The organism is Micromonospora sp. NPDC051300, assembly GCF_044455315.1.
Lineage (GTDB): Bacteria > Actinomycetota > Actinomycetes > Mycobacteriales > Micromonosporaceae > Micromonospora > Micromonospora robiginosa.
This window is the reverse complement of record NZ_JBITEP010000016.1, coordinates 72,314-97,672: the sequence shown is the minus strand read 5'-3', so window position 1 is coordinate 97,672 and position 25,359 is coordinate 72,314. Positions and strand designations below refer to the sequence as shown.

The following is a 25,359-nucleotide window of genomic DNA, read 5'->3' as shown; positions in this document are numbered from 1 at the left end:
TGGGGCTGTCGCGTTTCAGGCGGCCAGTTGCTGGCAGATCCAGGCCCGGCCGAGCGGAGGAGCGCCGGCGGCGGGTGGTAGGTCGAGGACGGTGGCGACGTTGGTGTCCCCGGTCGGTGGTGCGAGCGCCGCGGCGAGGTCGCTGAACACTAAGTTGCACACCCGAGGAAGCGCCGCACGGGCTGCCCGTGCAGGTCGACGCCGATGACGGTGGCGGTGGCCGGGCGGGTCACATCGGCGTACTGGCCGGGCACGGACAGGCATCCTTCGCTGTCGGTGGCGAGGTCACGCTGCTCGGGTATGTATAGGACCGGGTTGATCACGTGGGCGGTCGTGCGTGCCCCGCGTGAAGACCTGCCCGAGCGCGTCGGCGCGCTGATCGGCCGCGCCAAGGCCGCGGACGCCGCGCCGACCAGCTCACCGGGGAGCTCACCGGGCCACGCGCCCGACGCCTCGCCGCCGACGCGGTACGCGTCAACGGCACCCGCCACGTCGGCGTCGTCGCCGCCGACGGCGAGGACCCGCGGCAGCTCGCCGAGCTGATCCGCGCGGCGCTACCCCAGGACCAGCCCGACGTGGTGGCGGTCGCCGCGTCCGCGTCGCGCAACACCCGACTGGTCGTCGCCACCACCGCGGCGACGCCGGACCCGCTCGGCGCCGTACACCTGGTCAAGGCCACCCTCGACGGGCGCGGCGGCGGCACCGCCCGCCTGGCGCAGGGCGGAGCCTCGGGTCGCACCGCCGAGGAGATCCTCACCGCGCTCACCCGGTCGACAGGCGATGTGATCAATCACCGCTCTTCACGACAGCCGCACCTTGTTGCAAGATACTGGCAACAACAAAATTATGGCAGCATCACCGGAAGGATTCCCTGATGGCGCTCTACACCCTGCCCGACATGCCCTACGACTACGGCGCGCTGGCACCGGCCATGTCTGGCGAGATCCTCCAGCTACACCACAGCAAGCACCACGCGGCGTATGTCAAGGGCGCCAACGACGGCCTGGAGAAGCTCGCCGAGGCCCGCGAGAAGGGCGACTTCGCCACGCTCGTCGGGCTGGAGAAGACGTTCGCGTTCAACCTGTCCGGCCACGTGCTCCACTCGATCTTCTGGGGCAACCTGTCTCCGGACGGCGGCGACCGCCCCGACGGCGACCTCGCCGCAGCGATCGACGAGCACTTCGGCTCCTTCGACGCGTTCGCCGGCCAACTCTCCGCCGCCACCAAGGGGGTGCAGGGCTCCGGCTGGGGCGTGCTCGGCTGGGAGCCGCTGGGGCGGCGGCTGATCGTCGAGCAGGTCTACGACCACCACGGCAACGTCGGCCAGGGCACCACCCCGCTGCTGGTCTTCGACGCCTGGGAACACGCCTACTACCTGCAGTACCGCAACGTGCGCCCCGACTACGTCGACCGACTGTGGAACCTGGTCAACTGGTCCGACGTGATCGCCCGATTCGACGCCGCCCGCGCCACGAGCCCGAAGATCTGACCTGGTGGACGACACCACCCCCGCCGCGGCGGAACTCCTCCAACGCGCCGCCGGAGTCATCGCCGCGAAGCACCGCGGTGACCTCGCCGGCGCCGAGGAACTGCTCGCCGCGTTCCCCGGCGAGCAGGCCCGCACCCTCGGCTTCTACCTGCTCGCCGACCTGGCCCTCGGCCTGGTCCGGGCCAGCAGCGGCCAGTCCATGGACGACCTGGTCCGAGAGCTGTCCCTACTCGTCGCCGCCACCGCGGGCCAGCCACCGGCAGAGGGAAGCTGAGCGCAGGGTCCTCGACGCCCGCACCACCGGCGTCGAGGACCCTGCCAGCGGCAGGCGCCGCCGAACGGCGGCCCTCACGGGCGGTCGACGGTGCGGCCGGTGCGTCTGACGAGGCAGCTGGCGACGTCGAGCCCGGGCGAGACGCTCCTACAGGTTTCGACTTCCTCAGCGCGAGATCGGCCGGGAGCCCGTGCCAGGGCTGCTGCCGGGCGTAGCCTGCCGTGGTGAGCCCACCAAGCGTCGACTACACGGCGACGCTTCCACGCAAACAGCCGTACCAATGACCGCCGAGGACCGGCGGCGGTCGAGGCGCTCCTGCCGTTGTTCCGCCTGCGGTTCGGCGACGTCCCGCCCGCCTCGGCTTTCGCGATCCACCTCGCCAGGCGCGGTGGCTAGCAGGACACCATCAGACGGTCCCCGGTGCGCGGCGACGTCAGGTGCTTGCCCATGCTGATGTCGTCGACGTAGCTGCCGTCGATCAGGAACTCGTCGACGTGTCGGCCTTCGACGGCGTAACCGTGCCGTTCGTAGAGCCGTAGGGCGCCGGTGTTGGTCGCCAGGACGCGCAGTCCGATCTTCTTGGCGCCTTGTGCGCCGACACGACGCTCGGCGGCCGTAAGCAGGGCTGAGGCGATGCTCATGCGGCGGGCCGGCTCGGCTACCACCAGGTTCCACAGGCCGAAGACGTGAGCCCCTTCCGGGAACGGGGTCGTTTGATGGGCGCTGACTGCGCCGACGATCTGGCCGCCGAGGGCGGCGACCAGGTGGGACTCGGGCTTTCGTCGTTCGTTGAAGTACGCCGTCCGCTCCTCGATCCGGGTCGAGGAAAGCCCAGACCCGGCGGTCCACGCCGCACGGTGGAGGGCGCGGAGGGCGCCGTCATCCTCGGTGGTCGCGGGTCGCACCAAGGGCAGCCAGTCGACGACGAGAGGGTCCTTGGTCGCGAAGCGCAGCAGGTGGCTGGTGATGGTGTCCTCCACCGCCGCCGCGGCGTCCGCCGCGCCGGCTTTGACGATCATGTCGAAGTGGGCTGTCGAGGCCACCAGCAGGCACCTGCCGAGGCTGAAGATGACGGACCCGCGTTCCTCGTCGAGTTCGGTGGGCACCTTGTGCCCCATGTGCGAGACCAGTTGCTTGAGGTAGCGGTGGGGGCGGTCGGTGACGACGCGTGCGGTCGAGTAGAGCATCTGATGCCTTTCCTGCGGTCGTGACGTCAAAGGTGGCGGGTGCATGGATCAGGCAGATACGACTGCATCAGCCACCTGGGCGGGCCTGCTGTGGGTTGCCGGCCTGTCAGGGTCGGAGGAACCACGCAGTGCTGCCTCGACTCGTCGGTTGCTGGTCATGGTCGCCGTGACGGCGGTCATGGCGAGGAGGAGGCCCGCGGCGGCGTAGAGCGGGGTGCGTACGTCGTAGGCGGTGGCGAGCCACCCGCCGAGGAAGGCGCCGAGTGGGGCGGCGCACATGGCGAGCATGCGGGACGTGGAGGCGACCCGGCCCATCAGGTGGGCGGGGACGATCGTCTGCCGCAGGGAGGGGCCAAGCACCATCGTGGCACCCATTCCCGCTCCGCAAACGGCGAGCGCGAGACCGGCGACGTACGGGTTCGGGGCAGCGGCCAGGCCCAGGATGGCAACCCCCTCGAGGGCGGCTGTGCAGGTCAGTGCGGTGCCGGTGCCGAGTCGTCGGCCAAGGCGGGAGGCGATTCCCGCGCCGAGCAGACCACCGGTGGCCTCCGCGGTGAGGAGTAGGCCGAAGCCGTAGGTGTCGATGCCGAGGCGGTCGTGTGCGAAGAGGGCGAGGACGGTCTCCACGGCGAGGAAGGCGACGTTTCCGACCGCCGGACGCAGCGCGAGCCCGAGCAGTAACCGATCCCGCAGGACGTACGAGGCGCCGGCTCGCGCCTGTCGCAGCAGCGATTCACTGACCTGCGGCACGGGCCGGGGCACGGCGGGCAGCGATCGCACGAGCAGTGCGGAGAGCGCGAACGACACCGCGTCGGCGAGCAGCGGAACCGCCCGCCCGAGCGTGAGCAGAGCGCTGCCCGCGGGCGGCCCCGCGAAGCCGGACATGGCGGTCTGGGCGCCGCGCAGGCGGGCGTTGGCGCGCTGCAGGAGCGCGGGCTGCCGGCCGAGCAGGTCCGGCAGATAGGCCGCGGCGGCCGTGTCGAAGAACAGCCCTCCGAGGCCGAGCAGGAAGGCGACGATGGCGAGCAGTGCAATGGTCAGCACGTCGAGCACGGCAGCCGCCGCGGGTATCCCGAGCAGCACCGCACGCGCCGCGTCCGTGACCCACATCGTGCGCCGGCGGTCCCAGCGGTCCACCAGCGCGCCGCCGAGCACTCCGAAGAGCAGCCAGGGCAGCGTCCCCGCGGCCGCGACGACGGCGAGCGCCAGTGGATCCCGCGTCAACGTCAGCGCGAGCAGCGGCAGCGCGGCACGCGACACCCCGTCGCCCAGCGAGGACACCGTCTGGGCGGTCCACAGCCGTCCGAACCCGGTCGGCAACGTCCGAGCGTCCGAGGTCACCTGCCGTCTCCTTCGACCTGCTGGTCGTCCAGCTGGCGCGGAGCCGGCTGGATCAGCGCGAGGACCTGCGGCGCCTCCAGTGCCTGCGGCCACGCCCCCGGCCGAAAGAGCTGCGCCGCGGCCTGGTAGTCGTCGGCGTTGCTCATCGGTGATGTCCTTGTCCCAAGTCGATCGAGGTTTTGCTCATGGACGCACGATCGCCCTCCGCCACCGGGAGGAACAACGCGAAAGATCGAACCGCCGCTTAAGCCACCGGTTATCGTTCGGCGCCGAAGCCGTAAACTTTCCCTGATCCACGCAGTTCAGGGGCAGGATCCGGACAACGCAACGACCGGAGGGGAGGGGGCTTGGTGGAGCTGCGCGACATCGAAATCTTCCTGACACTGGCCGACGAACTCCACTTCGGGCGTACAGCCGAACGCCTTCACGTGTCCCAGGCGAGGGTCAGCCAGTCGATCAAACACCAGGAGCGCCGGATCGGCGCTGCCCTGTTCGAACGGACCAGCCGCACCGTGCGCCTCACTCCGCTCGGCGAGCGACTGCGCGACCGGCTCGACGCGGGCTACCGCGAGATCACGGCAGGCATCGACGAAGCCACCGCCGCGGCCCGCGGACAGGTCGGCACCTTGACCATCGGCACCTTCGACACCCACCACCGGGAGATCGCGGCCGTCCTCGACCTGTTCCGGCAGCGGCATCCGCGATGCGAGCTGCGCATGCGCGAGATCCTCCCTTCCGACCCGTTCGGCGGGCTGCGCGTCGGCCGGGTCGACATCGGCCTGCTCTGGATGCCCATCCGCGAGCCCGACCTCACCGTCGGGCCAGAGCTGTACACCGAGCGGCTGGTACTGGCCGTCTCCTCCGCTCATCCGCTGGCCGGACGGGACCGGGTCGAGATGGAGGACCTCGGCGATCACCCGGTGGTGGACCTGGAGGGGCCCGTTCCGGCCTACGTGTGGCAGGCACACACCCCGGCCATGACACCGTCCGGACGGCCCGTCCGGCGCGGCACCACCGCGGCCACCCTCGAAGAGGCCCTCACGGCGATCGGCGCCGGCAGCGTCGTGTCCCCCGTCGGGTCATACGCGGCCGCTTCCCGGCAACGTCGTGACCTCGCTTTCGTGCCCATCACCGACGGCCCGGTCCTGCAGTACGCCCCGGTCTGGCGCAGCGCCGCAGAGACCACACTGATCCGCGCCTTCATCCACGCCGCCGGAGCGGTACACGCTGGCCCGGCCGCGCCGACGATGTGATCGTGCGGGCTGCGTCCGTCTCGCACACCGGCAGAGCCGGCCACACCGGAGTTGCTGCACGTATGGATCGACATGGACCCAGCTCCGCCCGGGGGCGCTGCCGCTACTCGCGTCACCAGGTGCGCCTGATGACGGTGTGGCGGGCCGCGGCCGGCTACCGCAGGGACGGTGCGGCGGTGGGCTGGCTGTGGTCGGTGGCGACCGGTCGGCTGATCGACGCGCGGCGGCGCGCGTTGGCTCGTCCGCAGAGTGTGGGGGCACCGGGCGACGACGTGTTGGCATGGTCTCCGTCGGCGGAGGACGAGGCCTTGGCCGATGCCTACGACGCCGAGTTGGAGCGTGCGCTGCACCGGTTGGCTCCGGAGTTGCGGGCGGTGTTTCAGGCTACGGTGTTGAACGGCCTGACGGTGCGGGAAGCCGCGGTCTTGCTGGGTGTGCCGGAGGGCACGGTGAAGAACCGGGCGATGCGGGCGCGCCGCGAGTTGCAGGAGGCCCTGTCGTGACCGGGTTCCACGTCGCCGCCGGGGTGCTGGCAGCGTACGCCGAAGGCGGACTCGCGGACATGGACGCGTGGTCGGTGGAGGCGCACCTCGACGGCTGTGTGGCCTGCCGGACGAGCATCGCGCCGGACGCGTCGACGGCTTCGGTGGTGGAGGCGGTCGCGGTGTCGCGACGGGACATGTCACGGACGGGATGCGAGCGCCAGCCCGCGCGGGCAGCCGGTGGCCGTATTCGTCGACCGTGCCGGGTGGGGAGGCCACTGCCAAGTTGGACATCGGCTGGTGGTGCGGGCGGGCGGTACACCCAGGTGTCGCCTTCGATCCGTGCCGCTGCCGGATCAGGGACGTTGCGGTGGCGCTCCAGTTGACGATCCTCGTTACCGTGCCCGACGTGCGCAAGATTGTCAGGACAATTTTCGGTCCCCTGCAGCGTGCTCCTGGGGTTCTCCGTCGCGTTGCCGCCTGTCGCCTCGACTGGCCGGGCCACCGCTGCGCAGACCCGGCCACGTAACCGATCTCATCGCACGCCGCCCACACAAATCACGCTGGGTGGAAGTAGATCACCAGGTTGACGGCTCGCTTCGGCGACGAGGTGCCACCCCACGTCCAACACCACCAAGGCAAGAATTCTGAGGAATCGTGCGCCAGGTAAGCAACTTATCCTATCCCGCACATCGCGGTCTTCCTCGACCGGAACCAAGAGGCCTCTCCGTCGCGGCGTCAGCACGCCGGTATCGGCCGCTGACCCTCGCCGCGGTAGCGGCACTGGCCCTGCTGCTTGGTGCGTGCTCCACCCCGGCCGGCGAGAAGAGCCCGCAGGCCGGGACCAGCCTCGAACCTTCCTTCGCTCAGAGCGGCGCCACGCCGTCGGGCAGGGCCGAGCCGTCGGCTCAACCGGACTCGGATGCCTGGGGTCAACCGGTGTCGCGGGCCTCGGTTCGGCCAGGCGTTAAGGCCCCGCCATCGCCGAGCGGACCCACCATCACCAAGCTGGCCGTGACCAACATCCGCTGCAACGAGTTCACCGACGCCGGCGGCTGGATCGGCTATGTGGACGTCACGTGGGCCATCACCCGTGGCGACAACGTGCAGCTCTACGGCCCGAGGACCAGTAACCTCCTCGGTGGCTACGACGCCGCGACCACCGCCAACACCTTCCAGCTCAGCTGCGAACCCAACGCGCCGTTCCTGATCCGGGCCGTTCCGCAGAACGGGTCCGCCCCCGGCACCCGCCGGGACTTCAAGGGCACCTGGCCGAACTCACCCCGCACCACATCAGTCACCGTGAGGCGGGGCGGCTGCGTCACCGGCCTCGGTGACATGACGGTGACCTGGACCTCACAGGGCGCCGACGGCGTTCGCATCCTGGTCAACGGCACCTCGTTCCCCGACAACGCCGCCGGCAGCCGGACGCTGACGAACCAGACCTGCGGGGTGGGCAGGAGCTACCCGGTCCGGGTAACCGCGTTCAGGGGCACCGTCGAGGGTGGATACCGCGAAGCGGTCCTAGTCTGGTAGGCATCGCCGGAGTTCCGAACCAGGGCCCACTCCAGCGCTGGTCACGGCACCGAGGGCAGCCAACCCGGCCGGTGCCCACGCCTGAAGCCCGGCCCCTACCGGCCGGCGGCGGATGGTGATCACCGGGAATCGCCAGCCGGGGGGCAAGGCACCCTTGCCCCCCGGTGAGGCGGGCGCGGATGTCGGCGAGCCGGTCGATCAGGGTGGGGACCTGGTCGCGGTGGTCGAAGGCAGCAGCGGGCCGGCGCAGTGGTCGCAGGTGTTGGATGCCCGGTTGATGGTGCTCGCGGCTATGTCGGCGCGGCGCTGGCCCTGTCCAGCGCGGTGATGCAGGGCGTCACCCGAAACGCGCTCGCCGACCCGGGCATCCTCCGAGGTGAGCATGGGCGCGATGCTGGCGATCGCGGTCGCCATGGTCACCTCGGCCTGCACGCCGGCACCATGTACATCCGGGTCGCCATCGCCGGAGCGGCGGTGTCCGCTCTGTTCGTCCACGCGGTCGGATCGCTCGGCCGCGGTGGCGCCACCCCGCCCAAGATCAACTGTGCCCGCGGCGGCCACCTCCGCCGCCCTTGCGTCGCTGGTGGTCGCGGTCGTGCTGCCGCGCGGCGACATCGCCCAGAACTTCCAGTCCTGGCAGGTCGGCGGTGTCGGCGGTGCGACCTGGAACAGCATCGGCCAGGTCCTGCCGTTCCTCGGCGCGGGGCTGGTCATCTGTCTGCTGTGCGCCCGAGCGCTCAACTCTCTCGCGCTCGTCGACGAACTCGCCGCCGGCCTCGGTGAGCGCGTCGCCCTGGTACGCGGCCTCGGCGCGGTGGTGCTCTGCGGGACGGCCACCGCGGGTCGCGGGACCGATCGCTTCGTCGGCCTGATCGTCCCGCACCTGTGCTGGCTGCTCGTCGGTCTCGGCCACCGCCGTGGGTGGCCGGTAAGGCTGTTCGGCCTGCTCGCGGCGCCGGGCCCGATGCGTTGCGCGGGCAGCCATGCCCTTGTGGGGGCGTGTGAATCATCCGGGTGGGGCTGCCGCGTTTCAGGCGGCCAGTCGCTGGCAGAGCATCGGGTGCAGAAGCCGGGACAGCTCGGCGACGTCGGCGACGGGCCGTTCGAAGGCGAGTCGGGTCCGTCGGGTCGCGCCGGGTCGGCCGTGGGCGACCAGTAGTCCGTAGCGGTCGATGCGGACCACCCGTGGCGTGTCGGCGCCGGGGAGCGTCAGGTGTCGGCGTAGGAAGCCGGCGACCTGCTCGGCGTGGTGGTCGGCGAGGTCGGCCAGCAGTTGCGCCTCGACCGGGTGCAGTGGGTCGGGCTCGGCCTCCGCGTACGCCTCGGGGTGGATGCGGCGTACTTTGTCGGCGCGTTCCCAGCGGGCTTCGGCGACCTCGAAGCGGTGAAGGTGGTAGCGGGTGCCGACGTCGAGCAGGTCGCCGGTCGGGTGGGTGGCGGCGAAGTCGATGGCGGCGTGGCGGGCCTCGTCGCCATCGAGCCGCTCGGCCCAGCCGGAGATCCAGGCCCGGCCGAGTGGGGGAGCGCCGGCGGCGGGTGGGAGGTCGAGTACGTCGAGGACGGTGGCGACGTCGGTGTCCCCGGTCGGTGGTGCGAGCGCCGCGGCGAGGTCGCTGAACACCGGCACCAGCAACAGCACCCGGCCGTCCGGGTCGGTGGCGTGTCGGACCTGGTGCGGGCCGGCCTGGCGGGCCAGGTGGACGAGGGCGGGCAACCGGCCCGCGACGAGGGTACGCACGATCTCTGCCGGGCTGGGCCGCATGGTCCCGACCTCCTCATTGTAGGTTAGCCTTACCTAAGAAAAGGTTAGACCATCCGATCGGAGACGTCGACGTGAACCACCCCCGGCCCAAGGCCCGGCTCTCCCGCGCCCTCGGCATCCCGCTGACCCGCAAGTGCGTGCGCTACTTCGAGCGACGCCCCTACCCGCCGGGCGTGCACGGCCGCAATCGCCGCAAGACCTCCGACTACCAGGTGCGGCTGCTGGAGAAGCAGCGGTTGCGCCACCAGTACAACGTCAGCGAGGCCCAGTTGCGCCGCACGTTCGACGAGGCCGCCCGCGGTGCCGGCAAGACCGGCGAATCGCTGGTCACGCTCCTGGAACGGCGTCTCGACGCGGTGGTGCTCCGGGCCGGGCTGGCCCGCAGCATCTACCAGGCGCGCCAACTCGTCGGGCACGGTCACTTCACCGTCGACGGGCACAAGGTCGACCGGCCGTCCTACCGGCTGCGGCCGGGGCAGGTGGTCGCGGTCCGCGAGCGCAGCCGGACCCTGCCGCCGTTCCAGCTCGCCGCCGCCGGCGCGCACGCCGACGAACAGCCCCGACCGTACCTGTCGGTGGAGCTCGCCGAACTACGCGCCACGCTCGTCCGCGAACCGGCACGCCGCGAGGTGCCGGTCATCTGCGACGAGCAGTTGGTGGTCGAGTTCTACTCCCGCTGACCCCGGACGACGACAAGGACACGCTTGCGCCCGCACGGTCATCGACCGGGCGGGCGGGCCGCCCACCCCGCCGCGATCCGGTACGGGTCGCCGGTGCGGAACTCCGGGGGCTCGTGCAGCAGGAAGTCGCGGTGGCTGATGTTCCAGGCGTACGCGCCGGCCATGGCGAAGACCAGCACGTCGCCGACGCCCACCGGGCCGGCGTCGGTCGAACGGGACAGCACGTCCTTCGGGGTGCACAGTTGCCCGACGACGGTCACCGGCCCGCCGTCGGTGCGCGGGCCGTCGCCGCCCTGCCGCGGGCACACGGTGAACGGCTGTGGGTGACCCTTGGCCGCGGGCGTGCGCAGGTGGTGGGTACCGCCCGCGACCACGGCGAACCATTCGCCGTAGGAGCGTTTCACGTCGATCACCTCGGTGAGGTACGCCCCGCAGTAGACGGTGACCGACCGGCCGGGCTCGACGCGTAGCCGCACTCCCGGGTACACGTCGAGCAGGCCGTCCAGTGCCTGGCCGTAGCCGGCCCAGTCGAACCGGGCCGCCGGGTCGCCGTAATCGACAGCCATGCCACCGCCGACGTTCACCTCCTGCGCGCCGACCTCGGCGACCGACCAGCGGACCACGGCCTGTGCCACAGTGGCGGCGAGCGGCGCGTCCACCCCGCTGGCCAGGTGGACGTGCACACCGCGCACCTCGACCCCGGCCGGAGGGTGGCGGGCGCAGGACACCGCGTCGGCCGGGTCCATCCCGAACGGGCCAGGTCGTCCGCCCATCACCAGGCTCGCGCCCGGCGCGTCCAGCGGGATATTCACCCGTAGCAGTACCCGCGCCGGCGTGCCGGCAGCGACCGCCAGCGTGCCCAGTCGACGCAGCTCGGCCGGGGACTCCACGTGGATCCGCGCCACCCCGGCCGCGAGCGCGGCGGCCAGGTCCGCGTCGGTCTTGCCCGGCCCGGCGTACGCCGCCGCCGGGCGGCCGGGCAGCACCTCGGCGAGGCGCCGCAGCTCACCCCGGCTGGCGGTCTCGAAGCCGTCGACCACCGGGGCGAGCGTGCGCAGCACGTCCGGCTCAGGGTTCGCCTTGACCGCGTACAGCAACTCGACCTGCGGCGGCAGCGCCGCGCGGATCGCGCGAGCATGCCCGGTCAGCGCGTCGAGGTCGTGAACGTAGACCGGCCGGGTCACCCGCGACCGCCGAACGGGTTCGGCACCGGCACGAACGGCGCCGCCCGGTCCGCGTCGCGCCGCCAGCGCACCAGCAGGTTCGCCTTGGCGGCCAGCGGCTCGCCGGCCAGCAGCGCGCGCAGTTCCGGCGGGTCGTCCAGTTCAGCGGCGACCGTCGCGACCACCTCGCGCACCTCCCGCCACAGGGCCGGCTCGATGCCGGGCCGGGCGTCGGCGAGCGCGCCGCAGATCCCGGCGAGGTGGTTGACGAACAGGCAGTAGACGACACGTCGGCGGGCGTCCTCCGGGCCGTATCCCACCTGTCGGGGCAGGCCCCAGGGCCAATCGGTCCAGCGGCTGGTGTCGAGCTTCACCCCCTCCAGGTCGCGCAGCAGCATCCGCGCCGGGTGGCCGTCGGGGTCGCGCACGACTACCACGTTCTGCAGGTGCGGCTCGTGCACCACCCCGTGCCGCAGCCAGGAATCCAGCACGGCCGGCACCAGCAACCTGACGTAACGCCGCCACCAGTCGACCGGGTCGGGCACCGCCAGCGGCGCGGCGGCCAGCGCCGCCGCCAGCACCGGCGTCTGACCTGGCCGCAGGTGGGCGCGCAGCCCGGTGCGCAGGATCGTCCCGTACGCCTCGTCCGCGCCGGGCAGGTCGACGGTCCGGTACGCGGGCTCGGCCAGCAGAGCCACGCCGTCGGGCAGCGGCACGTCGGCGAGCAGCCCGGTCAACGCGACCGCGCCGGTCAGCTCGTACCGGGCGTTCTTACGCAGGCAGTTGGTGATGCGCACGTGCAGGCTGGTCTTGACGAACAGGTCGGCGTCCGGGGAGTAGAGGGTGCGGACGCTCGCGGTGGGGCGCACCGGTCTTCCGGCCGCACCGAGCCTCCGCACCCGGGCGTGTGCCGGTGGCACCAGCGTCAGCTGCCACGGGTGCACCGGCAGCACCCGGTGCCCGGTCGGCGGGCGTGGCGGGTCCAGTGCGGCCAGCAGCTCCTCGACCGGCCCGGCCTCGGCCACCAGGTCGTCCGGCACGGCGAGCCAGTGCAGCCGGAACGCGGTGCGCAGCTCCGGCGCGTACGCCCGCCAGCCGTCCGGGTCGCCGCTGCGCCACTTCGGTGTGGGGTGGTGCGGATGGCCGAGGACGAGTGACTGCTCGGAGGCGACGTACGCGTCGATCGCCGGGTCCCCGGTCGGCGCGGGTTCGGTGTCCGGCCGCCCGGCCAGCAGCTGGGCGGTCACCTCCCGGCTCGCCCGCACCTGCCCGACGAACTCGGAGTTGTCCCGGCCGGTGCGCACGGCCAGCTCCGCCGCCACCAGAGCGGCCAGTCGATCCGCGTCCACCTCTGCCCACCGGCCGCCGTCCGGCCGGGCGTGCACCGGCCCGTGGTAGCGGTGCGCGCCGACCGGGGACAGCCGGGTCACCGTGCAGCGCAACGCCATCCCGGTGGCCGGCAGCCGGACCCGCACCTGGTCACCGGCCACGGTGGTCTCGCCGGCGGGAGCGGCGACCTCACGGACCAGGCAGCCGAACACGGCGTGCGCGGCGGCCAGGTCCGCCGGCCGGGTGTGCCGCGCTGCCCGGGGGCGCAGACCGGTGCTCGTCATCGCTTCTCCCGGAGGTAGTTCGGGCCGGTGCGCCGGTAGTACTTGTTGACGTCGGCGCAGCCGAGGCGTTGCTTCGGCAGCAGGGTGCCGGCGGTGACCATCGCCTTGACCGGCAGTCGGTCGGCGCGCAGCACCCGGTCGGTGAACGCCCGCGCGGCCGGCCCGTCGCCCCACCGGTCCCGGGCGGCGACGAGTCGCGGGGTCAGCGCGGCGGCCGGCGTCGGCACCGGCACGCCCCGGGCGGCCAGCGCCAGCAGCGGCGCGGCGGCGGCGAGGTGCAGGGTGATGGTCACGAACACGTCGGCCAGTTCGCCGGGGTCGGCCACCCACATCCGCGCGTCCCGCAGCGCCACCGCGTCGTGGTGGCGCGGGTCGAGGCGGGCGCCGTCGTCGTCCTTGTAGAGCAGGCCGATCGTCCCGTCCGGCGCGAGGAGCAGGTGGATGTTCTGCGGGTGGGCCTCCAGCGCCACGCCGTACCGGAGCCACAGGCAGACGTGCCAGTCGAGCAGCAGGTCCAGATAGGCGTCAAGCACCGCCTGTGGACGGCCACCGCTGACCCGCTCCAGCACCGTGCCGGACTCCGGGTCGGGCGCGGCGAGGGCCGCGACCGGCACCACCCGCGACCCGGTCAGGTCCCGGGGGAAACGGCGGACCAGGAACGCCGGACCGTCGTCGCCGGCGTGCCCGAAGGTGCGCTCGTCGGCGTGCCGGATCCGGCCGGCGAAGGCCGGTTCGGCGGCGGCGATCCGGTCGAGCAGCCCGGCCATCGCCGCTCCGTCGGCCAACGATTCCGGCCGCAGGCCGCGCCGGTTGCGGGCGCCCAACGTAGCGGTGGGCAGCGGCAGCTTCAGGTGGGTGTACGGGTCGCCGGCGAGCGCCACCGTGCGCATGGACAGCGTCGGTCGCACGATCACCGCCGGCCGTCCGGTCAGCGGCGGCGCGTGCCGGGCCGCGGTGAGCGGATGCACCGGTAGCAGCAGGTCGTCGGCCCGGTCCGCGGCCGGCCACCAGGCGGGCAACGCGCCGGTGAGCCGCAGCTCCGCCCGGGGCGCGGCCTGCCAGCGCAGCGCGAAACGGGGCGCGTGCTCCGGGGCGTACCGGAGCAGGTCATCGTCGTCGAGGCCGTGCCGGCACCGGTCGGTCGGGTAGACCGGATGGCCGACGTGCGCGGCGAGCACGTCGTCGAGCAGCGCCGCAGGCATTCCGACCGGCGCGGTCGCCCGTTCGGCGACCACCGCGGCGAACACCGCCGGCCGGGCTCGGGCGGCGAGCCGGCGGGCCCGCAGGTCGGCGTGGCATTCGGCGGTGAACGTCCGCCAGCCGGCCTCCGCCTCCGGGTCGTCGGCGGGGGCGAGCAGCGCGAGCAGGCCGTCGAGTGTGTCCACCACGCGTTCCGGGCCGTCCGGGTCGCGGACCCGGACGGCCGGTCGCGCGCAGCGCAGGGCGGCCTGAAACCCGTCGGCACGGACCGGGATGCGCAACAGCCCATCGCCGTGCGGCACCTCCCACCGGTCGCCACCGACGCACCGGCCGCGCCGGAGCAGGCCGAGGTGGTCCTCGCGCAGGAGGGCGTCGAGCACCCGGCGGAAGACCTGCCGTTCGCTGTCGTCGGTCATCAGGTGATCGTCCAACGCAGCTCGTTCCGGAACGCGGTCAGCGCGGCCCGCACGGTGTTGGGGTCGGGTCCGATGCCGTGCGACACGGCCAGGTAGTCGCGGTTGGTTCCGGTGTGCTCCGCGAGCCGGCCCACCTCACGCAGCGGCCGGCAGGACAGCCGGACACCGTCGCGGACCGTGTCCACCGACCCGGGCGCGGCCGCGAGCCGGCCGGACCGGTCGGCGCAGACGTACTCGACCCGGGCGTGCCGGTCGAGCGCGACCGGATCGGGCACGTCCAACGCGGCCAGCGGCTCGCCGAGGTGCAACCGGATCACGTGGGCGAACAGCGGAACCCCGAGCAGGTCGGCGAGGATCAGGTCCATCCGATCGCCGATCAGCCGGTCGTTCACCTCGATCAGCCGAACCCGGTCGCCGCTCACCACGTACTCGGCGTGGCAGGCGCCGAAGCCGACGACGAGCGCGCCGAGCAGCGCGCGGAGCCGTGTGTCGTGGGCGGGCGGCGGAGGCGACCAGTCGAGGCTCGTCTCGGTGAAGGTGGGCGGCGGACCGAGGCCGGTCCGCCACCCGCCGAGCACCGCCAGCGACACGCCGTCGCCCAGGGTGTCGTAGGTGCGCAGCTCGCCGGCCAGGTACTCCTCGACCACCAGGGCCACATCCGCCCGCCGCCGCCGGATCGCGGCGACCCGGGCCGCCAGCTCGCGCCGGTCGGCCACCAGGTAGACGTCCTCGCTGGCAACGCCGTCGCGCGGCTTGACCACGGCGGGGAAGAGGTCGTCCGGCACAGTGGGTGCGGCATCCGGATCGACGGTGACCACGCGGACCGGATCGAGTTCGACGGCGGCGAGCGCGCGGCGCATCGCCGCCTTGTCCTTGCAGCGGCGGGCGGCCTCCGGATCCTTACCCGGCAGACCGAGCTTGCCGGCCGCGACGGCGGTCGCCTCCTGGAGATGGTCGCTGTTGGACAGCAGCGCGGCAGGCGGCTCGGCCGCAGTGGCCGCGACGACCGCCGCCGCGTCGCGAACCGCGCAGTGCCGCACCGGAACGCCGGACGGCCACTCGCCGGGGCGGTCGGTCAGCACCGTGATCGGCAGGCCGAGCGCGTCCGCCGCTGGGAGGAAACCCTCCAGGACGGCGTCGGTAGGATTGAGCGCGGTCAGGTAGAGCCGCATCCCGCCTCCTCGACTCGGCATTTAGGGCAGCCTATCCTAAATGCCGGGCTCGTCCGGTTCATCGGCAGCGTGTCGCGTCGTCAGGCGCGACGGCCCCGAGCGCAGTGCGGCGACCTCCCGGACGCGCGCCGCCGCGGGGCGCAGTTCCCGCGTCGATGTCCTCCATTGTCCCGCGTCGGCGGCCGTGGCGCGTACCGGAGGAGACGTCCTTTCGCACCTGGAGAACCGAGCCGGCACAGTGCCGCGCGGACCGCGGCGGTCACCCGCGCCGGCCGCCACCACCACCGCGCGTACCGGCGAGGCTCACACTTCGGCCGTCCGCCGGGTGGCTGGCTCTCGACGCCGGCCGGCTACCCGATCACCCGCAGAGCAGGTCGCACACGCAGGTGGAGGCCGCAGGCCGCGACGTTCGATCGGGGGAGCGGGCGGCTCGGGACGCCTCCGCCAGCAGCGCGCGCAGTCCTTCGGCGAGGCCGGCGCCGTCGACGACGCGGCGGGGGAACGCCAGCCGCACGTCGGTGTGCCACTGCGACGCTTCGGCGCGGAGGATGACGCCGTCGGCGTCGAGGGCGACCGGTAGGACGCGCGCCGACCTGGCCCGCAACGCCGGGTCGAGCAGCATCGCGAGCCGATCGACGAGGTCACGGTGCCGTCCGGTGAGGTGGTGCAGGTGTGCGGCTTCCTCGTCGGCGATGGGGTCGGCCCGCGCGGCGCGGTAGGCGCCGGCGTCCACATTCCGCTCGTCGTGGTCGCGCATGAGGTGGACGCGGTTCGGTTCGACGGTCCACAGCGCTACCGGAGGCAGGGCGAGCAGTGACATGACGGTGTCGCCGTCGCACAGGTCCAGGCTCGCCGGGTCGAAGGGTCGTGCCGTGCCCAGGATCCGCAGTCTGACCCGTACCCGCGACCGTGTCGCCACGGGGATGAGGTGTGTCACGTCGACCTGCACCGCTTCTGCTCGACCGCGGGCGGCGACCAGGAGGCCCCCGGTCCTGCTCATCGCGTCCACGGCGAGGACCACCGTGCCGTCGGGAAGGACGGCGTGCGACGCGGTCAGGTCGACAGCGGCATCATCGACCGCGAGGCACAGCGAAGTGGCGGCGGACAGGGCAGAGCGCGCCACGACGGCGGCGTCGGTCCCGTCCGCCGCCGACGCGTCGGTGTCGTGCGGCGGGTGTGCCAGGTCAGTCGGCCGCCCGGCGGGGTGGAGCGCCATGTCAGTCCCCTCGGCCATGGAGGTGCGGGTGAGTTCGACCCAGGGATCTGACACTAGTAGGTAAGGCTTACCTTGCCAAGTAGTCGACGGTTCGGCCGGCCCGGTCAGGCGGGCTGGTAGGTGAGGCAGTCGCTGGCGGTGGCGCTCGGGCCGACGGTGATGGACTCGGCGGTGCAGGCCAGGTTGGTGTTGTGGACGCACTCGGATCGCGCACAGGCGCCCACGGCCCCGGTCACCTCGGCGATGCCGCCCTGCACCGACGACTCGACGAAGGTCGCGCAGGAGGCGGCCGAGCCCGCCGCCGCGACCGTGATCGCCGGGGCGTGGCAGCCGTTGTCGTTGAAACTGCATGCGGTCGCGGCGCACTGGCGGACGGGCGGTGACTGCAACAGGGTCTTCACGACGCCTCCATGCTCTCGCGGCGGGCAGTCCCGCCGTGTCGATCGGTCGCTATTTGTTGTCGCCTGGGCGAGGGGAGACAAATCCCTGCGCCCCACGGCGGCAAACAACACATTACCAATGACGCGACGATAGCAATGGGCGGTAAAAGAGGATCGGCGCGACGCGCGCGGGTAACTCTTTCGAGAAATCCGGATAAGTAAGCCTTGCCTTTGTAAGCCTTACCTTTGCAATACGCGTCCGGGTGGTGACGTGACATCGCGAGATTTGGCGGGATTCGAGTGCTCGCAGCACGGTTTCCGCAGGTGGCGTCCGGCGGCGGGACTACCGGCTCAACCGAGCGCGGCCCGGACCTGCTCAACGCTGAGCACCATCCCGCACCGCAGCGCCACGTAGCGCAGCGCGGCGACGTGGTCGGCGCGCGTGAAGTCGGCCACCGCGTCGCCGACCACGAATGCCTGGATGCCCCGCATGAAGGCGTCGCACGCCGTCGCCGTGACCCCGATGTGCGCGTAGATGCCGGTGATCAGCAGTTGGTCGCGGTCGCCGAGCAGGTCGCCGAACGGGCTGTCGACGAAGGCGCTGTAGCGGCGTTTCTCCACCACCTGGTCGCCCTCGGCGGGTCGCAACTCGTCGTGGAACGCGACGGCCGCCGGGTCGGCCGGCGGGCCCCACCCCCACATGTCGAGCAGCAGCCCGCGGTCGTGCCGGCTCTGCCCGCCGGGTTGCCGGGTGAAAATGACGGGAATGCCGAGGTCGGCGCAGGACTTGCGCAGGCCGGCGATGTTCGCCGCCGCGCGGGCGAGTGGTTCGGCACCCTGGAAGGGCGCGGTGAAGTAGCGCTGCATGTCGTGGACGAGCAGGACGGCGCGGCTCGGATCCGGCCGCCAGTGAACCCGGTTGGCCGGTAGCTCCCGCTCGGTCGGTAGCGGATAGCCGGGGATCTCGGGCAGCGACAAGGCTCACGCCTCCTGGGTCAGTTGGACGCGCAGCGCGGCGCGTAGGTCGGTACGACTGATCTTGCCCACCCCGGTGACCGGGAACTCGTCGACGATTCTCACCTTGTCCGGCACCTTGTACGCGGCCAGCCCCCGAGAGCGGACGAAGGAGCGTAGCTGGGCGGCGGTCGGCCGGGCGTCGTCGGGCCGCAGGGTCACGAAGGCGCAGGTGCGTTCACCCAGGTAGGGGTCGGGCACGGCGACCACGGCGGCGTCGTGCACGGCCGGGTGGGCGAGCAGGTGATTCTCGATCTCCTCGGCGGCGACCTTCTCGCCGCCCCGGTTGATCTGGTCCTTGGCGCGGCCGGTGACCACCAGGTAGCCCTCGGGCGTGAGCCGGACCAGGTCGCCGGTGCGGTAGAAGCCGTCCGGGGTGAAGGCCACGGCGTTGTGCTCGTCGGCCCGGAAGTAGCCGCGGATCGTGTACGGGCCACGGGTGAGCAGGTGACCGGTCTCCCCGGCGGCGACCGGCGCGTCGTGGTCGTCGACGACGAGCAGTTCGTCGTCGACGGAGATGGGCCGGCCCTGGGTGTTCTCGACGAGGTCGGCCGGATCACCCGGCCGGGTGTAGTTCACGAGCCCCTCGGCCATGCCGAAGACCTGCTGCACGGCGCAGCCGAGCACCGGCGGGATCCGTCGCGCCGTGTCGGCGGAAAGTTTGGCGCCGCCGACCTGGAGCAGCTCCAGGCTGGTGAGGTCGTGTCCGGTGTGCTCGGCAGCGGCCAGCCAGACCAGGGCCAGCGGCGGTACCAGCGCGGTGAGGGTCACCCGTTCCCGCTCGATCAGCGGGAACGCCGTCTCCGGAGCGGGCCGGGGACACATCACGACCACGCCGCCGGCGTGCAGCACGCCGAGGACGCCGGGGGAGCTGAGCGTGAAGTTGTGCGCCACCGGTAGCACGCACAGGTAGACCGACGCGGTGGAGAGGCCGCAGATGTCCGCGCTCTCCCGCACGCTGTAGAGGTAGTCGTCGGCGGTCCGGGGGATGAGCTTGGGCAGGCCGGTGCTCCCGCCGGAGAGCTGCAGGAAGGCGAGCGTGTCGGCGCGCGGGTCGGGCAGGTGGACCGGGTCGGCCCCGAGGTCCGCGCCGGCCTCCAGGACGAGACGCAAACCCGGCGCGGCGGCGCGGACCGCGGGGATCAGCGTGCGGTGGTCGAAGCCGTCGTGGACGCCGGGCAGCACGAGGGCGACCGCCTCGGCGTGTCGGCAGAAGTAGCCGAGTTCGCTCTCCCGGTGCGCGGGCAGCGCGAACACCGGCACCGCGCCGAGCCGGAACAGGCCGAAGACGATGTCGAAGAAGTCGGCGGTGTTGGGCAGTTGCACCACCACCCGGTCACCAGTGCGGATGCCCCGGGCGGCGAACCCGGCCGCGAACCGGTCGGCCCGTTCGTCGAGTTCCCGGTAGGTACGCCGGGTCTCGCCGTCGACCACCGCGAGGCGGTGGTCGTGGCGCACGGCCCACTCCCGCAACGCGGCGCTGAACGACTGGCCCCGCCAGTGGCCGGCGGCCCGGTAGCGGTCCGCGAAGGCCGGCGGCCACGGGGTGAGGTCGGTCACAGGCCGAGCCCGGCGAGCATGGTGCGGAACTTGGCGGTGGTCTCGGCGAGCTCGGCGTCGGGGTCGCTGTCCGCGACGATGCCGGCGCCGGCGTACAGGCGAGCGGTGTGTCCCCGGGTCACGGCGCACCGCAGGGCGATCACCCACTCGCCGTCACCGGCGGCGTTCTCCCAGCCGACCATGCCGGTGTAGAAGCCGCGGTCGAAGTCCTCGTAGTCGGCGATGGCGGCGCGGGCGTCGCCGGTCGGGGTGCCGCATACCGCCGGCGTCGGGTGCAGTGCCATGCCGAGCGTCAGCGAGCTGATCGCCGGGTCGGCGACCCGGCCCCGCACCACGCTGGAGAGGTGCCACATCGCGGCGGTGCGCAGCAGGGACGGTTCCGCCGGCACCTCGATGTCGGTGCAGTACGGGCGGAGCGACTCGCCCACCGCCTCGGCGACCAGTGCGTGCTCGTGCCGGTCCTTGCGAGAGGCGAGCAGCGCCTGGGCCTGCCCGAAGTCCTCGATCGGGTCGGTGCTGCGGGGCAGCGAGCCGGCGAGCGGGTTCGCGGTCACGATGCCGCCCCGCCGGGAGACGAGCAGCTCCGGGCTGTTGCCGACGAGGGTGCCGGGCGCGAGGTCGACGGCGAAGGTGTAGCCGCTGGGGTCCCGGGCGGCCAGGTGGCGCAGCAGCAGGCCGATGTCGATGGCCGAGTCGCTGGTGATGTCGAGGGCGCGGGCCAGCACGACCTTGTCCAGTTCCCGGGCGCGCAGCCTGGCCACGGCGCGGCGTACCCCGTCGACGTACGCCGCGCCGGCTGGCACCTCGACGGTCCGGGCGCCGGCGCTCACCGGGACACCGGGCGCGCTGATGCTGGCCGGCAGCGGTCCGGCGCGGTGGACGCGCCGCGGCACGCTGAGCCTCGGCTCGGCGTGCGTGTCGAACGGCACGGCGCCGACCACGACCGGGTCTTCGTGCCCGTCGTCGACGGCCAGGTCGAGCACGCCGCGCACGGCCACGGGCAGGTCCCGGTCGTCGGGCACGATGAAGTACTGGCCCTCGGTGGCGATCGTGCCGCGCGGCGAGGCGAAGAAGAACGGGGTCTCCGGGCGGTACTCGGTGAGCAGGGCGAGAGCGTCGGTGGACGTGGCGCCGAACTGTGTGGTGGTCATCGGTGGGGTCTCCCGGTGGTCAGGCGCGCAAGGTCGCGCCGCCGTCGACGTACAGGTCGTGCATGGTGATGTGCCGGGCCTGGTCGGAGGCGAGGAAGAGGACGGCGTCGGCGATGTCGGCGGGGTCGGCGAGCCGGCCCAGCGGGATACCGGTGCGGTGGTCGGCCAGGGAGCCCGCGATCACCGCGGCGGCGTCGTCGGGACCGGTCCACAGTGCCCGCTGCATCGCGGTGTCGGTGGAGCCCGGGGCGACCACGTTGCAGCGCACGCCGTGCTCGGCGAGTTCCAGGCCGAGGCACTTGGTCAGCATGGTGGTGGCGGCCTTCGCCGCGGCGTAGGCCGCCATCCCGACGCGGGGAATCCCGGCCGCGTTCGAGCTGACCGTGACGATGCTGCCCCGGCCGCGGGCCGCCATCCGCCGCCCGGCGCACCGCAGCACGTGGAAGACTCCGGTGGTGTTGACGTCGAACGTGGCGCGCCAGTCCGCGTCGGTCGTCGCCAGGAGGCGTGCGGGGCGCAGGATTCCCGCGACCGACACGCAGATCTCCACCGGGCCGAGGTCCGTCTCGGCGGCGGTGAACACCCGCTCCACGGCGGTGCCGTCGGCGACGTCGAGCGGGTAGGCGCGGGCGCCGTCCAGTGTCGCGGCGTGCCGGCCGGCCGCTGCGCCGTCCACGTCGGTCAGTGCGACGAGCGCGCCGCGCGCGGCCAGCGCCGACGCCACCGCGGCGCCGATGCCCCGCGCCGCTCCGGTGACCAGCGCGGTCCGCCCGCTGATGCCGTCGGGTGTCATCCGTGCGGCGCTCCTTCATTCGCTTAGGTTAGGCTGCCCTAAGATCGGGACTGTACCGCATGGGCCGGCGGCACCGCAGGGGCCCGGTCTTGTGGTCGGAGCAGATCATATTTTAGGTTAGGCGAACCTAACAAGCGAAGGTGAATGACTGTGTCCATCAATATTCGTGCCCTGGCCCCGGTGCTCGTGCTCGCGCTCGCCGGCGGCACGGTCGCGGCCTGCGGCAACGACGACTCGCCCGAGCCGGCCACCGAAGCGTCCTCCGGCGCGGCGGCGTACCCCGTGACGATCAACCACAAGCTCGGCACCACCACCCTGGAGAAGGCGCCCGAGCGCATCGTGGCGCTCTCCGACGCCGACCTCGACGCCCTGCTGTTGCTCGGCATCCAACCGGTCGGCGTCGGCGCCTCGGTGCACGAGGGCGGCATCACGCCGTGGGCCAAGCCGAAGCTCACCGGAAAGCCGACGGTCCTCGAACCGGGCGACAACGGCGTGGATCCCGAGCAGGTCGCGAAGCTCAACCCGGACCTGGTGCTGGCCGGCGGTGACTACTACGTCGACTCCGAGTACAAGGCGCTCTCGCCGCTGGCGCCGACCACGGCGTACGAGACCGGGCCGTTCGAGGACCCGTGGCAGACCACGCTGCGCCAGGTGGCCAAGCTGGTCGGCAAGGTCGAGCAGGGCGAGCAGGTCATCAAGGACGTCGAGGCGAAGATCGCCGGCGTCCGCACCACCTACCCGGCCCTCGTCGGCAAGACCTTCAGCCTCTCCCAGGCGTTCGAGGCCGGCACGATCGGCGTGCTGCGCTCGCCCGAGGACACCGGGGTCAAGTCGTTCAACGCCTTCGGCATGGAACTCGCCCCCGCGGTCAAGGAGCTGAAGAGCGAGGACTTCGCGGTCACGCTCAGCCTGGAGAAGATCGCCACGATCGACGCCGACGTGGTGATGGTGTACGCCACCGAGCCGCAGTTCAAGTCGGCGCTGGAGGCCAACACGCTGTTCAAGAACCTGAAGGCGGTCAAGGGCGGCCATTACGTTCCGCTGGACCTCGTCCAGTTCACCTCGCTGCGCAACCCCAGCCCGCTGTCGACCCCGTACTTCATCGACAACGTGCTGCCCAAGGTCGCCGCGGCGGTGGCCTCCTGATGGGGGCGGCGGCCTGGTCGCCGGTGTCCTTCCGCGAGGTCACCGACGACCTCGATCCGAGGGTGCTGGCGGCCGGGCCGCCGCCGCTGCCCGGCCCGGCCGGCTCCGACAGCGGCGGGACCTGGCGGTTCCGGCTCGCCGATCCGGGGCGCGGCGACGCCGATCTCGTCGCGGGCTGGATGGCCCGGCCGCACGTGGACCTGTTCTGGGAGCAGGCGTGGCCGGCCGAGCGCTGGGCGGCGGTGCTGCGGCGGCAACTCGACGGCGAGTGCACCCGGCCGCTGATCGCCGCCCGTGACGGGCTGGACCTCGCCTACCTGGAGGTCTATCGCACGCCGCGCGACGTGGTCGGCCGGCACTACCCGGCCCGGCCGCACGACCTGGGCGTCCACATCGCCATCGGGCCGATCGAGGCGACCGGTCGCGGGGTCGGCCGGAATCTGGTGCGGACGCTGGCGCAGGCCCTGTTCGACGCCGATCCCGCCTGCCTCCGGATCGTCGCCGATCCGGACGTCCGGCACGAGGTCGCCCGCCGCATGTTCGCCCGCGCCGGTTTCCGGCAGATGTCCGAGGTGGACCTCGGGCACAAGCGGGCCGCCCTGATGTCATGCCGTCGCCCCGACTTTACGATCCCGGCTAGTTAGGTTAGCCTAACCTCGCGCACGACCTGTGCCGCGTCGCCCACGGAAAGGGCACTGTCTTGGTTCCCTCGGACGTTCAGGTCCACGATCTCATCGGCATCGGCTTCGGACCGTCCAACCTGGCCACCGCCATCGCCGTCGACGAGCACAACGCCCGGTGTCAACGGGTCGAGGACCGCGTCGAGGCGCTCTTCCTCGAGAAGCAGGCGGAGTTCGGCTGGCATCGCGGGATGTTGTTCGACAACGCCACGATGCAGGTGTCCTTCCTCAAGGACCTGGTCACCATGCGGAATCCCGCAAGCGACTTCAGCTTCGTGTCCTACCTGCACGCCCACGACCGGCTGGCGGACTTCATCAACTACAAGTCGATGTACCCGCTGCGGGTGGAGTTCCACGACTATCTGAGCTGGGCCGCCGGGCGGATGCGCGAGCGGGTGGCGTACGACCACACCGTTACCGACGTCGTACCGGTCACCGGTCCCGACGGCGAGGCCTGGGCGCTCGACGTGATCGCCCGGCACGCCGGCCACACCCGGGTCTTCCGCGCCCGCAACGTGGTCGTCGCCGTCGGCCTGGAGTCCAGCCTGCCGCCCGAGGTGACCCCCGCCGAGCGGGTCTGGCACAACCTCGACATCCTGCACCGCGCCGCCGCCTTCGAGGTGGCCGAGCCGCGGCGGTTCGTGGTGGTCGGCGCCGGCCAGAGCGCCGCCGAGTCGGTCGCGTTCCTGCACGAGCGGTACCCGAGCGCCGAGGTCTGCTCGGTATTCTTCCGCTACGGCTACAGCCCGGCCGACGACAGCAACTTCGCCAACCGGATCTTCGACCCGGCCGCCGTCGACGTCTACTACGACGCACCGGTGGACGTGAAGCGGATGCTGTTCGACTACCACCGCAACACCAACTACTCGGTGGTCGACGGTGACCTGATCAGCGATCTCTACCGCCGCGCCTACCAGGAGCGGGTGCTCGGCCGGGACCGGCTCCGGATGATGAACGCCTCCCGCGTCACCGACCTGCGCCCACGCCCCGACGGCGTCGACCTGGTGGTCGAACACCTGCCGTCCGGTGAGCTGACCCCACTCGCCGCCGACGCGGTGGTGTTCGCCACCGGCTACCGGCCGGTCGACGCGGCCCGCCTGCTCGGCGCGACCGAGCCGCGCTGCCACCGCGACGACGAAGGTCTGCTGCGGGTCGGCCGCGACTACCGGGTGGTCACCGACGCCGCGCTGCGCGCCGGTGTCTACCTGCAGGGCGGAACCGAGCACGCGCACGGGATAACCTCCACGCTGCTGTCGGCCGTGGCCGTCCGGTCGGGGGAGATCGTCGCCTCGGTCGCCGCCGGGCTCGCCGAGCGTCACCCGGCGCCGGCAGCCGCGACGCGTGCCCTTCTCGCGACCGGGCCCCGCTCGTGACCGCCGGAGCGCCCTCGTCCGCCGCCGAACTTCAGGCGCAGATCGCCGAGCTGCTCGACGAGCCGGTCGACAGCTTCGGTCCCGACGACGACCTGATCGACGTCGGACTCGACTCGATCCGGCTGATGACACTTGTGGAGCGGTGGCGGTCCGGCGGGGTGCGGCTCGGCTTCGTGGAGCTGGCCGACCACCCCACCGTCAACGGCTGGTGGTCGTTGATGACCGCACAGAAGGAGGACGCGACCCGATGACGACCAACCCGTTCGAGGACGACGACGCCACGTACCTCGTCCTCGCCAACGACGAGAACCAGCACTCACTGTGGCCGGCCTTCGCCGACGTGCCGCCGGGCTGGACCGTGGTGCACCCCGAGGACAGCCGCGCGAACTGCCTCGAGTACGTGGAGAAGAACTGGACCGACATGCGGCCGGCCAGTCTCATCCGCGCGATGGACGCGCAGACCGCCTGAACCACCGGT

At 72.4% G+C, this 25,359-nt stretch carries 29 protein-coding genes and 2 pseudogenes; 15 read left to right on the top strand and 16 right to left on the bottom strand.

All coding sequences use genetic code 11. The features are described from left to right. Positions 1-15: 15 nt before the first annotated feature. On the bottom strand, positions 16-150 hold the full coding sequence (locus ACIA5A_RS19090; RefSeq protein WP_396763711.1) for a hypothetical protein: 135 nt from the start codon (positions 148-150) through the stop codon (positions 16-18). Then, positions 150-323 carry a peptide deformylase gene (locus ACIA5A_RS19085; protein ID WP_396763708.1) on the bottom strand — a complete coding sequence of 58 codons (174 nt, stop codon included), beginning with the start codon at positions 321-323 and terminating at the stop codon, positions 150-152. The genes ACIA5A_RS19090 and ACIA5A_RS19085 overlap by 1 nt, the downstream gene beginning before the upstream one ends. Before the next feature lie 252 nt (positions 324-575). Here ACIA5A_RS19085 and ACIA5A_RS19080 point away from each other — a divergent pair, with 252 nt between their 5' ends. The 3 genes from ACIA5A_RS19080 to ACIA5A_RS19070 are packed head-to-tail and all read left to right on the top strand — an operon-like array spanning position 576 to position 1,763. Continuing rightward, complete coding sequence (locus ACIA5A_RS19080) at positions 576-875, top strand: hypothetical protein (protein ID WP_396763705.1); 300 nt, start codon at positions 576-578, stop codon at positions 873-875. Then, complete coding sequence (locus ACIA5A_RS19075; protein ID WP_396763702.1) at positions 875-1,489, top strand: superoxide dismutase; 615 nt, start codon at positions 875-877, stop codon at positions 1,487-1,489. Before ACIA5A_RS19080 ends, ACIA5A_RS19075 begins: the two co-directional genes overlap by 1 nt. 4 nt (positions 1,490-1,493) lie before the next feature. Further along, complete coding sequence (locus tag ACIA5A_RS19070; RefSeq protein ID WP_282289034.1) at positions 1,494-1,763, top strand: superoxide dismutase; 270 nt, start codon at positions 1,494-1,496, stop codon at positions 1,761-1,763. Positions 1,764-2,155: 392 nt separating this feature from the next. On the opposite strand, the gene ACIA5A_RS19065 is transcribed toward ACIA5A_RS19070, so the two are convergent. Genes ACIA5A_RS19065 through ACIA5A_RS19055 form a run of 3 tightly spaced genes read right to left on the bottom strand, consistent with a single transcriptional unit; the run spans position 2,156 to position 4,437 of the window. Continuing rightward, a complete protein-coding gene (locus ACIA5A_RS19065; protein WP_396763699.1) occupies positions 2,156-2,950 on the bottom strand; it encodes a GNAT family N-acetyltransferase in 795 nt (264 codons plus the stop codon). 48 nt (positions 2,951-2,998) lie between these two features. Further along, the gene (locus tag ACIA5A_RS19060; RefSeq protein WP_396763697.1) at positions 2,999-4,291 is read right to left on the bottom strand and encodes an MFS transporter; all 1,293 of its coding nucleotides are present in this window, start codon (positions 4,289-4,291) and stop codon (positions 2,999-3,001) included. Beyond that, a complete protein-coding gene (locus tag ACIA5A_RS19055) occupies positions 4,288-4,437 on the bottom strand; it encodes a hypothetical protein (RefSeq protein WP_396763694.1) in 150 nt (49 codons plus the stop codon). The genes ACIA5A_RS19060 and ACIA5A_RS19055 overlap by 4 nt, the downstream gene beginning before the upstream one ends. A gap of 204 nt (positions 4,438-4,641) precedes the next feature. Here ACIA5A_RS19055 and ACIA5A_RS19050 point away from each other — a divergent pair, with 204 nt between their 5' ends. The 6 genes and pseudogenes from ACIA5A_RS19050 to ACIA5A_RS19025 form a co-directional block, all read left to right on the top strand. Beyond that, complete coding sequence (locus ACIA5A_RS19050; protein ID WP_396763691.1) at positions 4,642-5,544, top strand: LysR substrate-binding domain-containing protein; 903 nt, start codon at positions 4,642-4,644, stop codon at positions 5,542-5,544. 128 nt (positions 5,545-5,672) lie between these two features. After that, entirely contained in the window at positions 5,673-6,047 is a 375-nt protein-coding gene (locus ACIA5A_RS19045) for an RNA polymerase sigma factor (RefSeq protein WP_396763827.1), read from the top strand. Next, a complete protein-coding gene (locus tag ACIA5A_RS19040; RefSeq protein WP_396763688.1) occupies positions 6,044-6,412 on the top strand; it encodes a zf-HC2 domain-containing protein in 369 nt (122 codons plus the stop codon). Before ACIA5A_RS19045 ends, ACIA5A_RS19040 begins: the two co-directional genes overlap by 4 nt. Before the next feature lie 628 nt (positions 6,413-7,040). Continuing rightward, on the top strand, positions 7,041-7,562 hold the full coding sequence (locus ACIA5A_RS19035) for a hypothetical protein (RefSeq protein ID WP_396763685.1): 522 nt from the start codon (positions 7,041-7,043) through the stop codon (positions 7,560-7,562). A 327-nt stretch (positions 7,563-7,889) separates the two neighbouring features. Further along, positions 7,890-8,030: pseudogene (locus ACIA5A_RS19030) on the top strand (iron ABC transporter permease); the annotation flags it as partial. Then, positions 7,975-8,433 (top strand): annotated as a pseudogene (locus ACIA5A_RS19025) (iron chelate uptake ABC transporter family permease subunit); the annotation flags it as partial. The pseudogenes ACIA5A_RS19030 and ACIA5A_RS19025, both read left to right, overlap by 56 nt. A 159-nt stretch (positions 8,434-8,592) precedes the next feature. On the opposite strand, the gene ACIA5A_RS19020 reads toward ACIA5A_RS19025, so the two are convergent. Continuing rightward, complete coding sequence (locus ACIA5A_RS19020; RefSeq protein ID WP_396763683.1) at positions 8,593-9,324, bottom strand: DUF2470 domain-containing protein; 732 nt, start codon at positions 9,322-9,324, stop codon at positions 8,593-8,595. A 71-nt stretch (positions 9,325-9,395) separates the two neighbouring features. Between ACIA5A_RS19020 and rpsD the strand changes: the two genes are divergently transcribed. Beyond that, entirely contained in the window at positions 9,396-10,004 is a 609-nt protein-coding gene (gene rpsD, locus ACIA5A_RS19015) for a 30S ribosomal protein S4 (RefSeq protein WP_396763680.1), read from the top strand. A 38-nt stretch (positions 10,005-10,042) separates the two neighbouring features. Here the strand turns inward: rpsD and ACIA5A_RS19010 are convergent, their stop codons facing one another. From ACIA5A_RS19010 to ACIA5A_RS18965, 10 genes are all read right to left on the bottom strand, one after another. Then, positions 10,043-11,188 carry an alanine racemase gene (locus tag ACIA5A_RS19010; RefSeq protein WP_396763677.1) on the bottom strand — a complete coding sequence of 382 codons (1,146 nt, stop codon included), beginning with the start codon at positions 11,186-11,188 and terminating at the stop codon, positions 10,043-10,045. Further along, positions 11,185-12,780, bottom strand: coding sequence for an IucA/IucC family protein (locus ACIA5A_RS19005; protein ID WP_396763674.1), 1,596 nt, complete (start codon positions 12,778-12,780; stop codon positions 11,185-11,187). Before ACIA5A_RS19005 ends, ACIA5A_RS19010 begins: the two co-directional genes overlap by 4 nt. Next, positions 12,777-14,396 carry an IucA/IucC family protein gene (locus tag ACIA5A_RS19000; RefSeq protein WP_396763672.1) on the bottom strand — a complete coding sequence of 540 codons (1,620 nt, stop codon included), beginning with the start codon at positions 14,394-14,396 and terminating at the stop codon, positions 12,777-12,779. The genes ACIA5A_RS19005 and ACIA5A_RS19000 overlap by 4 nt, the downstream gene beginning before the upstream one ends. Beyond that, positions 14,396-15,568: an acetyl-CoA carboxylase biotin carboxylase subunit family protein gene (locus ACIA5A_RS18995; RefSeq protein ID WP_396763824.1), complete on the bottom strand. Its 1,173-nt coding sequence runs from the start codon at positions 15,566-15,568 to the stop codon at positions 14,396-14,398. The genes ACIA5A_RS19000 and ACIA5A_RS18995 overlap by 1 nt, the downstream gene beginning before the upstream one ends. A 358-nt stretch (positions 15,569-15,926) precedes the next feature. After that, entirely contained in the window at positions 15,927-16,784 is an 858-nt protein-coding gene (locus tag ACIA5A_RS18990; protein ID WP_396763669.1) for a DUF2470 domain-containing protein, read from the bottom strand. Positions 16,785-16,888: 104 nt separating this feature from the next. Then, positions 16,889-17,185: a DUF1540 domain-containing protein gene (locus ACIA5A_RS18985; RefSeq protein WP_396763666.1), complete on the bottom strand. Its 297-nt coding sequence runs from the start codon at positions 17,183-17,185 to the stop codon at positions 16,889-16,891. A gap of 330 nt (positions 17,186-17,515) precedes the next feature. Beyond that, complete coding sequence (locus tag ACIA5A_RS18980) at positions 17,516-18,142, bottom strand: isochorismatase family protein (protein WP_396763664.1); 627 nt, start codon at positions 18,140-18,142, stop codon at positions 17,516-17,518. Positions 18,143-18,145: 3 nt separating this feature from the next. Next, on the bottom strand, positions 18,146-19,738 hold the full coding sequence (locus ACIA5A_RS18975) for a (2,3-dihydroxybenzoyl)adenylate synthase (protein ID WP_396763661.1): 1,593 nt from the start codon (positions 19,736-19,738) through the stop codon (positions 18,146-18,148). Beyond that, entirely contained in the window at positions 19,735-20,889 is a 1,155-nt protein-coding gene (locus ACIA5A_RS18970) for an isochorismate synthase (RefSeq protein WP_396763658.1), read from the bottom strand. Before ACIA5A_RS18970 ends, ACIA5A_RS18975 begins: the two co-directional genes overlap by 4 nt. Positions 20,890-20,908: 19 nt before the next feature. Beyond that, on the bottom strand, positions 20,909-21,682 hold the full coding sequence (locus tag ACIA5A_RS18965) for a 2,3-dihydro-2,3-dihydroxybenzoate dehydrogenase (protein ID WP_396763655.1): 774 nt from the start codon (positions 21,680-21,682) through the stop codon (positions 20,909-20,911). A gap of 144 nt (positions 21,683-21,826) precedes the next feature. Between ACIA5A_RS18965 and ACIA5A_RS18960 the strand changes: the two genes are divergently transcribed. From ACIA5A_RS18960 to ACIA5A_RS18940, 5 genes are read left to right on the top strand one after another with little or no spacing between them, the layout of a single operon-like run. Beyond that, entirely contained in the window at positions 21,827-22,828 is a 1,002-nt protein-coding gene (locus ACIA5A_RS18960; protein WP_396763652.1) for an ABC transporter substrate-binding protein, read from the top strand. Further along, positions 22,828-23,472: a GNAT family N-acetyltransferase gene (locus ACIA5A_RS18955; RefSeq protein WP_396763649.1), complete on the top strand. Its 645-nt coding sequence runs from the start codon at positions 22,828-22,830 to the stop codon at positions 23,470-23,472. Before ACIA5A_RS18960 ends, ACIA5A_RS18955 begins: the two co-directional genes overlap by 1 nt. A gap of 56 nt (positions 23,473-23,528) precedes the next feature. Further along, entirely contained in the window at positions 23,529-24,881 is a 1,353-nt protein-coding gene (locus ACIA5A_RS18950; protein ID WP_396763646.1) for a lysine N(6)-hydroxylase/L-ornithine N(5)-oxygenase family protein, read from the top strand. Then, positions 24,878-25,132, top strand: coding sequence for a phosphopantetheine-binding protein (locus ACIA5A_RS18945; protein WP_396763643.1), 255 nt, complete (start codon positions 24,878-24,880; stop codon positions 25,130-25,132). The genes ACIA5A_RS18950 and ACIA5A_RS18945 overlap by 4 nt, the downstream gene beginning before the upstream one ends. Continuing rightward, on the top strand, positions 25,129-25,350 hold the full coding sequence (locus ACIA5A_RS18940) for an MbtH family protein (protein WP_396763640.1): 222 nt from the start codon (positions 25,129-25,131) through the stop codon (positions 25,348-25,350). Before ACIA5A_RS18945 ends, ACIA5A_RS18940 begins: the two co-directional genes overlap by 4 nt. Positions 25,351-25,359: the final 9 nt, after the last annotated feature.

What these genes read in the sequence shown, in the direction of transcription:
- ACIA5A_RS18965 (WP_396763655.1), bottom strand. Translation starts at nt 21,682, where the DNA reads ATGACACCCGACGGCATCAGCGGGCGGACCGCGCTGGTCACCGGAGCG.
- ACIA5A_RS19045 (WP_396763827.1), top strand. Translation starts at nt 5,673, where the DNA reads ATGACGGTGTGGCGGGCCGCGGCCGGCTACCGCAGGGACGGTGCGGCG.
- ACIA5A_RS18990 (WP_396763669.1), bottom strand. Translation starts at nt 16,784, where the DNA reads ATGGCGCTCCACCCCGCCGGGCGGCCGACTGACCTGGCACACCCGCCG.
- ACIA5A_RS18955 (WP_396763649.1), top strand. Translation starts at nt 22,828, where the DNA reads ATGGGGGCGGCGGCCTGGTCGCCGGTGTCCTTCCGCGAGGTCACCGAC.
- ACIA5A_RS19000 (WP_396763672.1), bottom strand. Translation starts at nt 14,396, where the DNA reads ATGACCGACGACAGCGAACGGCAGGTCTTCCGCCGGGTGCTCGACGCC.
- ACIA5A_RS19065 (WP_396763699.1), bottom strand. Translation starts at nt 2,950, where the DNA reads ATGCTCTACTCGACCGCACGCGTCGTCACCGACCGCCCCCACCGCTAC.
- ACIA5A_RS18940 (WP_396763640.1), top strand. Translation starts at nt 25,129, where the DNA reads ATGACGACCAACCCGTTCGAGGACGACGACGCCACGTACCTCGTCCTC.
- ACIA5A_RS18995 (WP_396763824.1), bottom strand. Translation starts at nt 15,568, where the DNA reads ATGCGGCTCTACCTGACCGCGCTCAATCCTACCGACGCCGTCCTGGAG.
- ACIA5A_RS18960 (WP_396763652.1), top strand. Translation starts at nt 21,827, where the DNA reads ATGACTGTGTCCATCAATATTCGTGCCCTGGCCCCGGTGCTCGTGCTC.
- ACIA5A_RS18970 (WP_396763658.1), bottom strand. Translation starts at nt 20,889, where the DNA reads ATGACCACCACACAGTTCGGCGCCACGTCCACCGACGCTCTCGCCCTG.
- ACIA5A_RS19075 (WP_396763702.1), top strand. Translation starts at nt 875, where the DNA reads ATGGCGCTCTACACCCTGCCCGACATGCCCTACGACTACGGCGCGCTG.
- ACIA5A_RS19005 (WP_396763674.1), bottom strand. Translation starts at nt 12,780, where the DNA reads ATGACGAGCACCGGTCTGCGCCCCCGGGCAGCGCGGCACACCCGGCCG.
- ACIA5A_RS19020 (WP_396763683.1), bottom strand. Translation starts at nt 9,324, where the DNA reads ATGCGGCCCAGCCCGGCAGAGATCGTGCGTACCCTCGTCGCGGGCCGG.
- ACIA5A_RS19055 (WP_396763694.1), bottom strand. Translation starts at nt 4,437, where the DNA reads ATGAGCAACGCCGACGACTACCAGGCCGCGGCGCAGCTCTTTCGGCCG.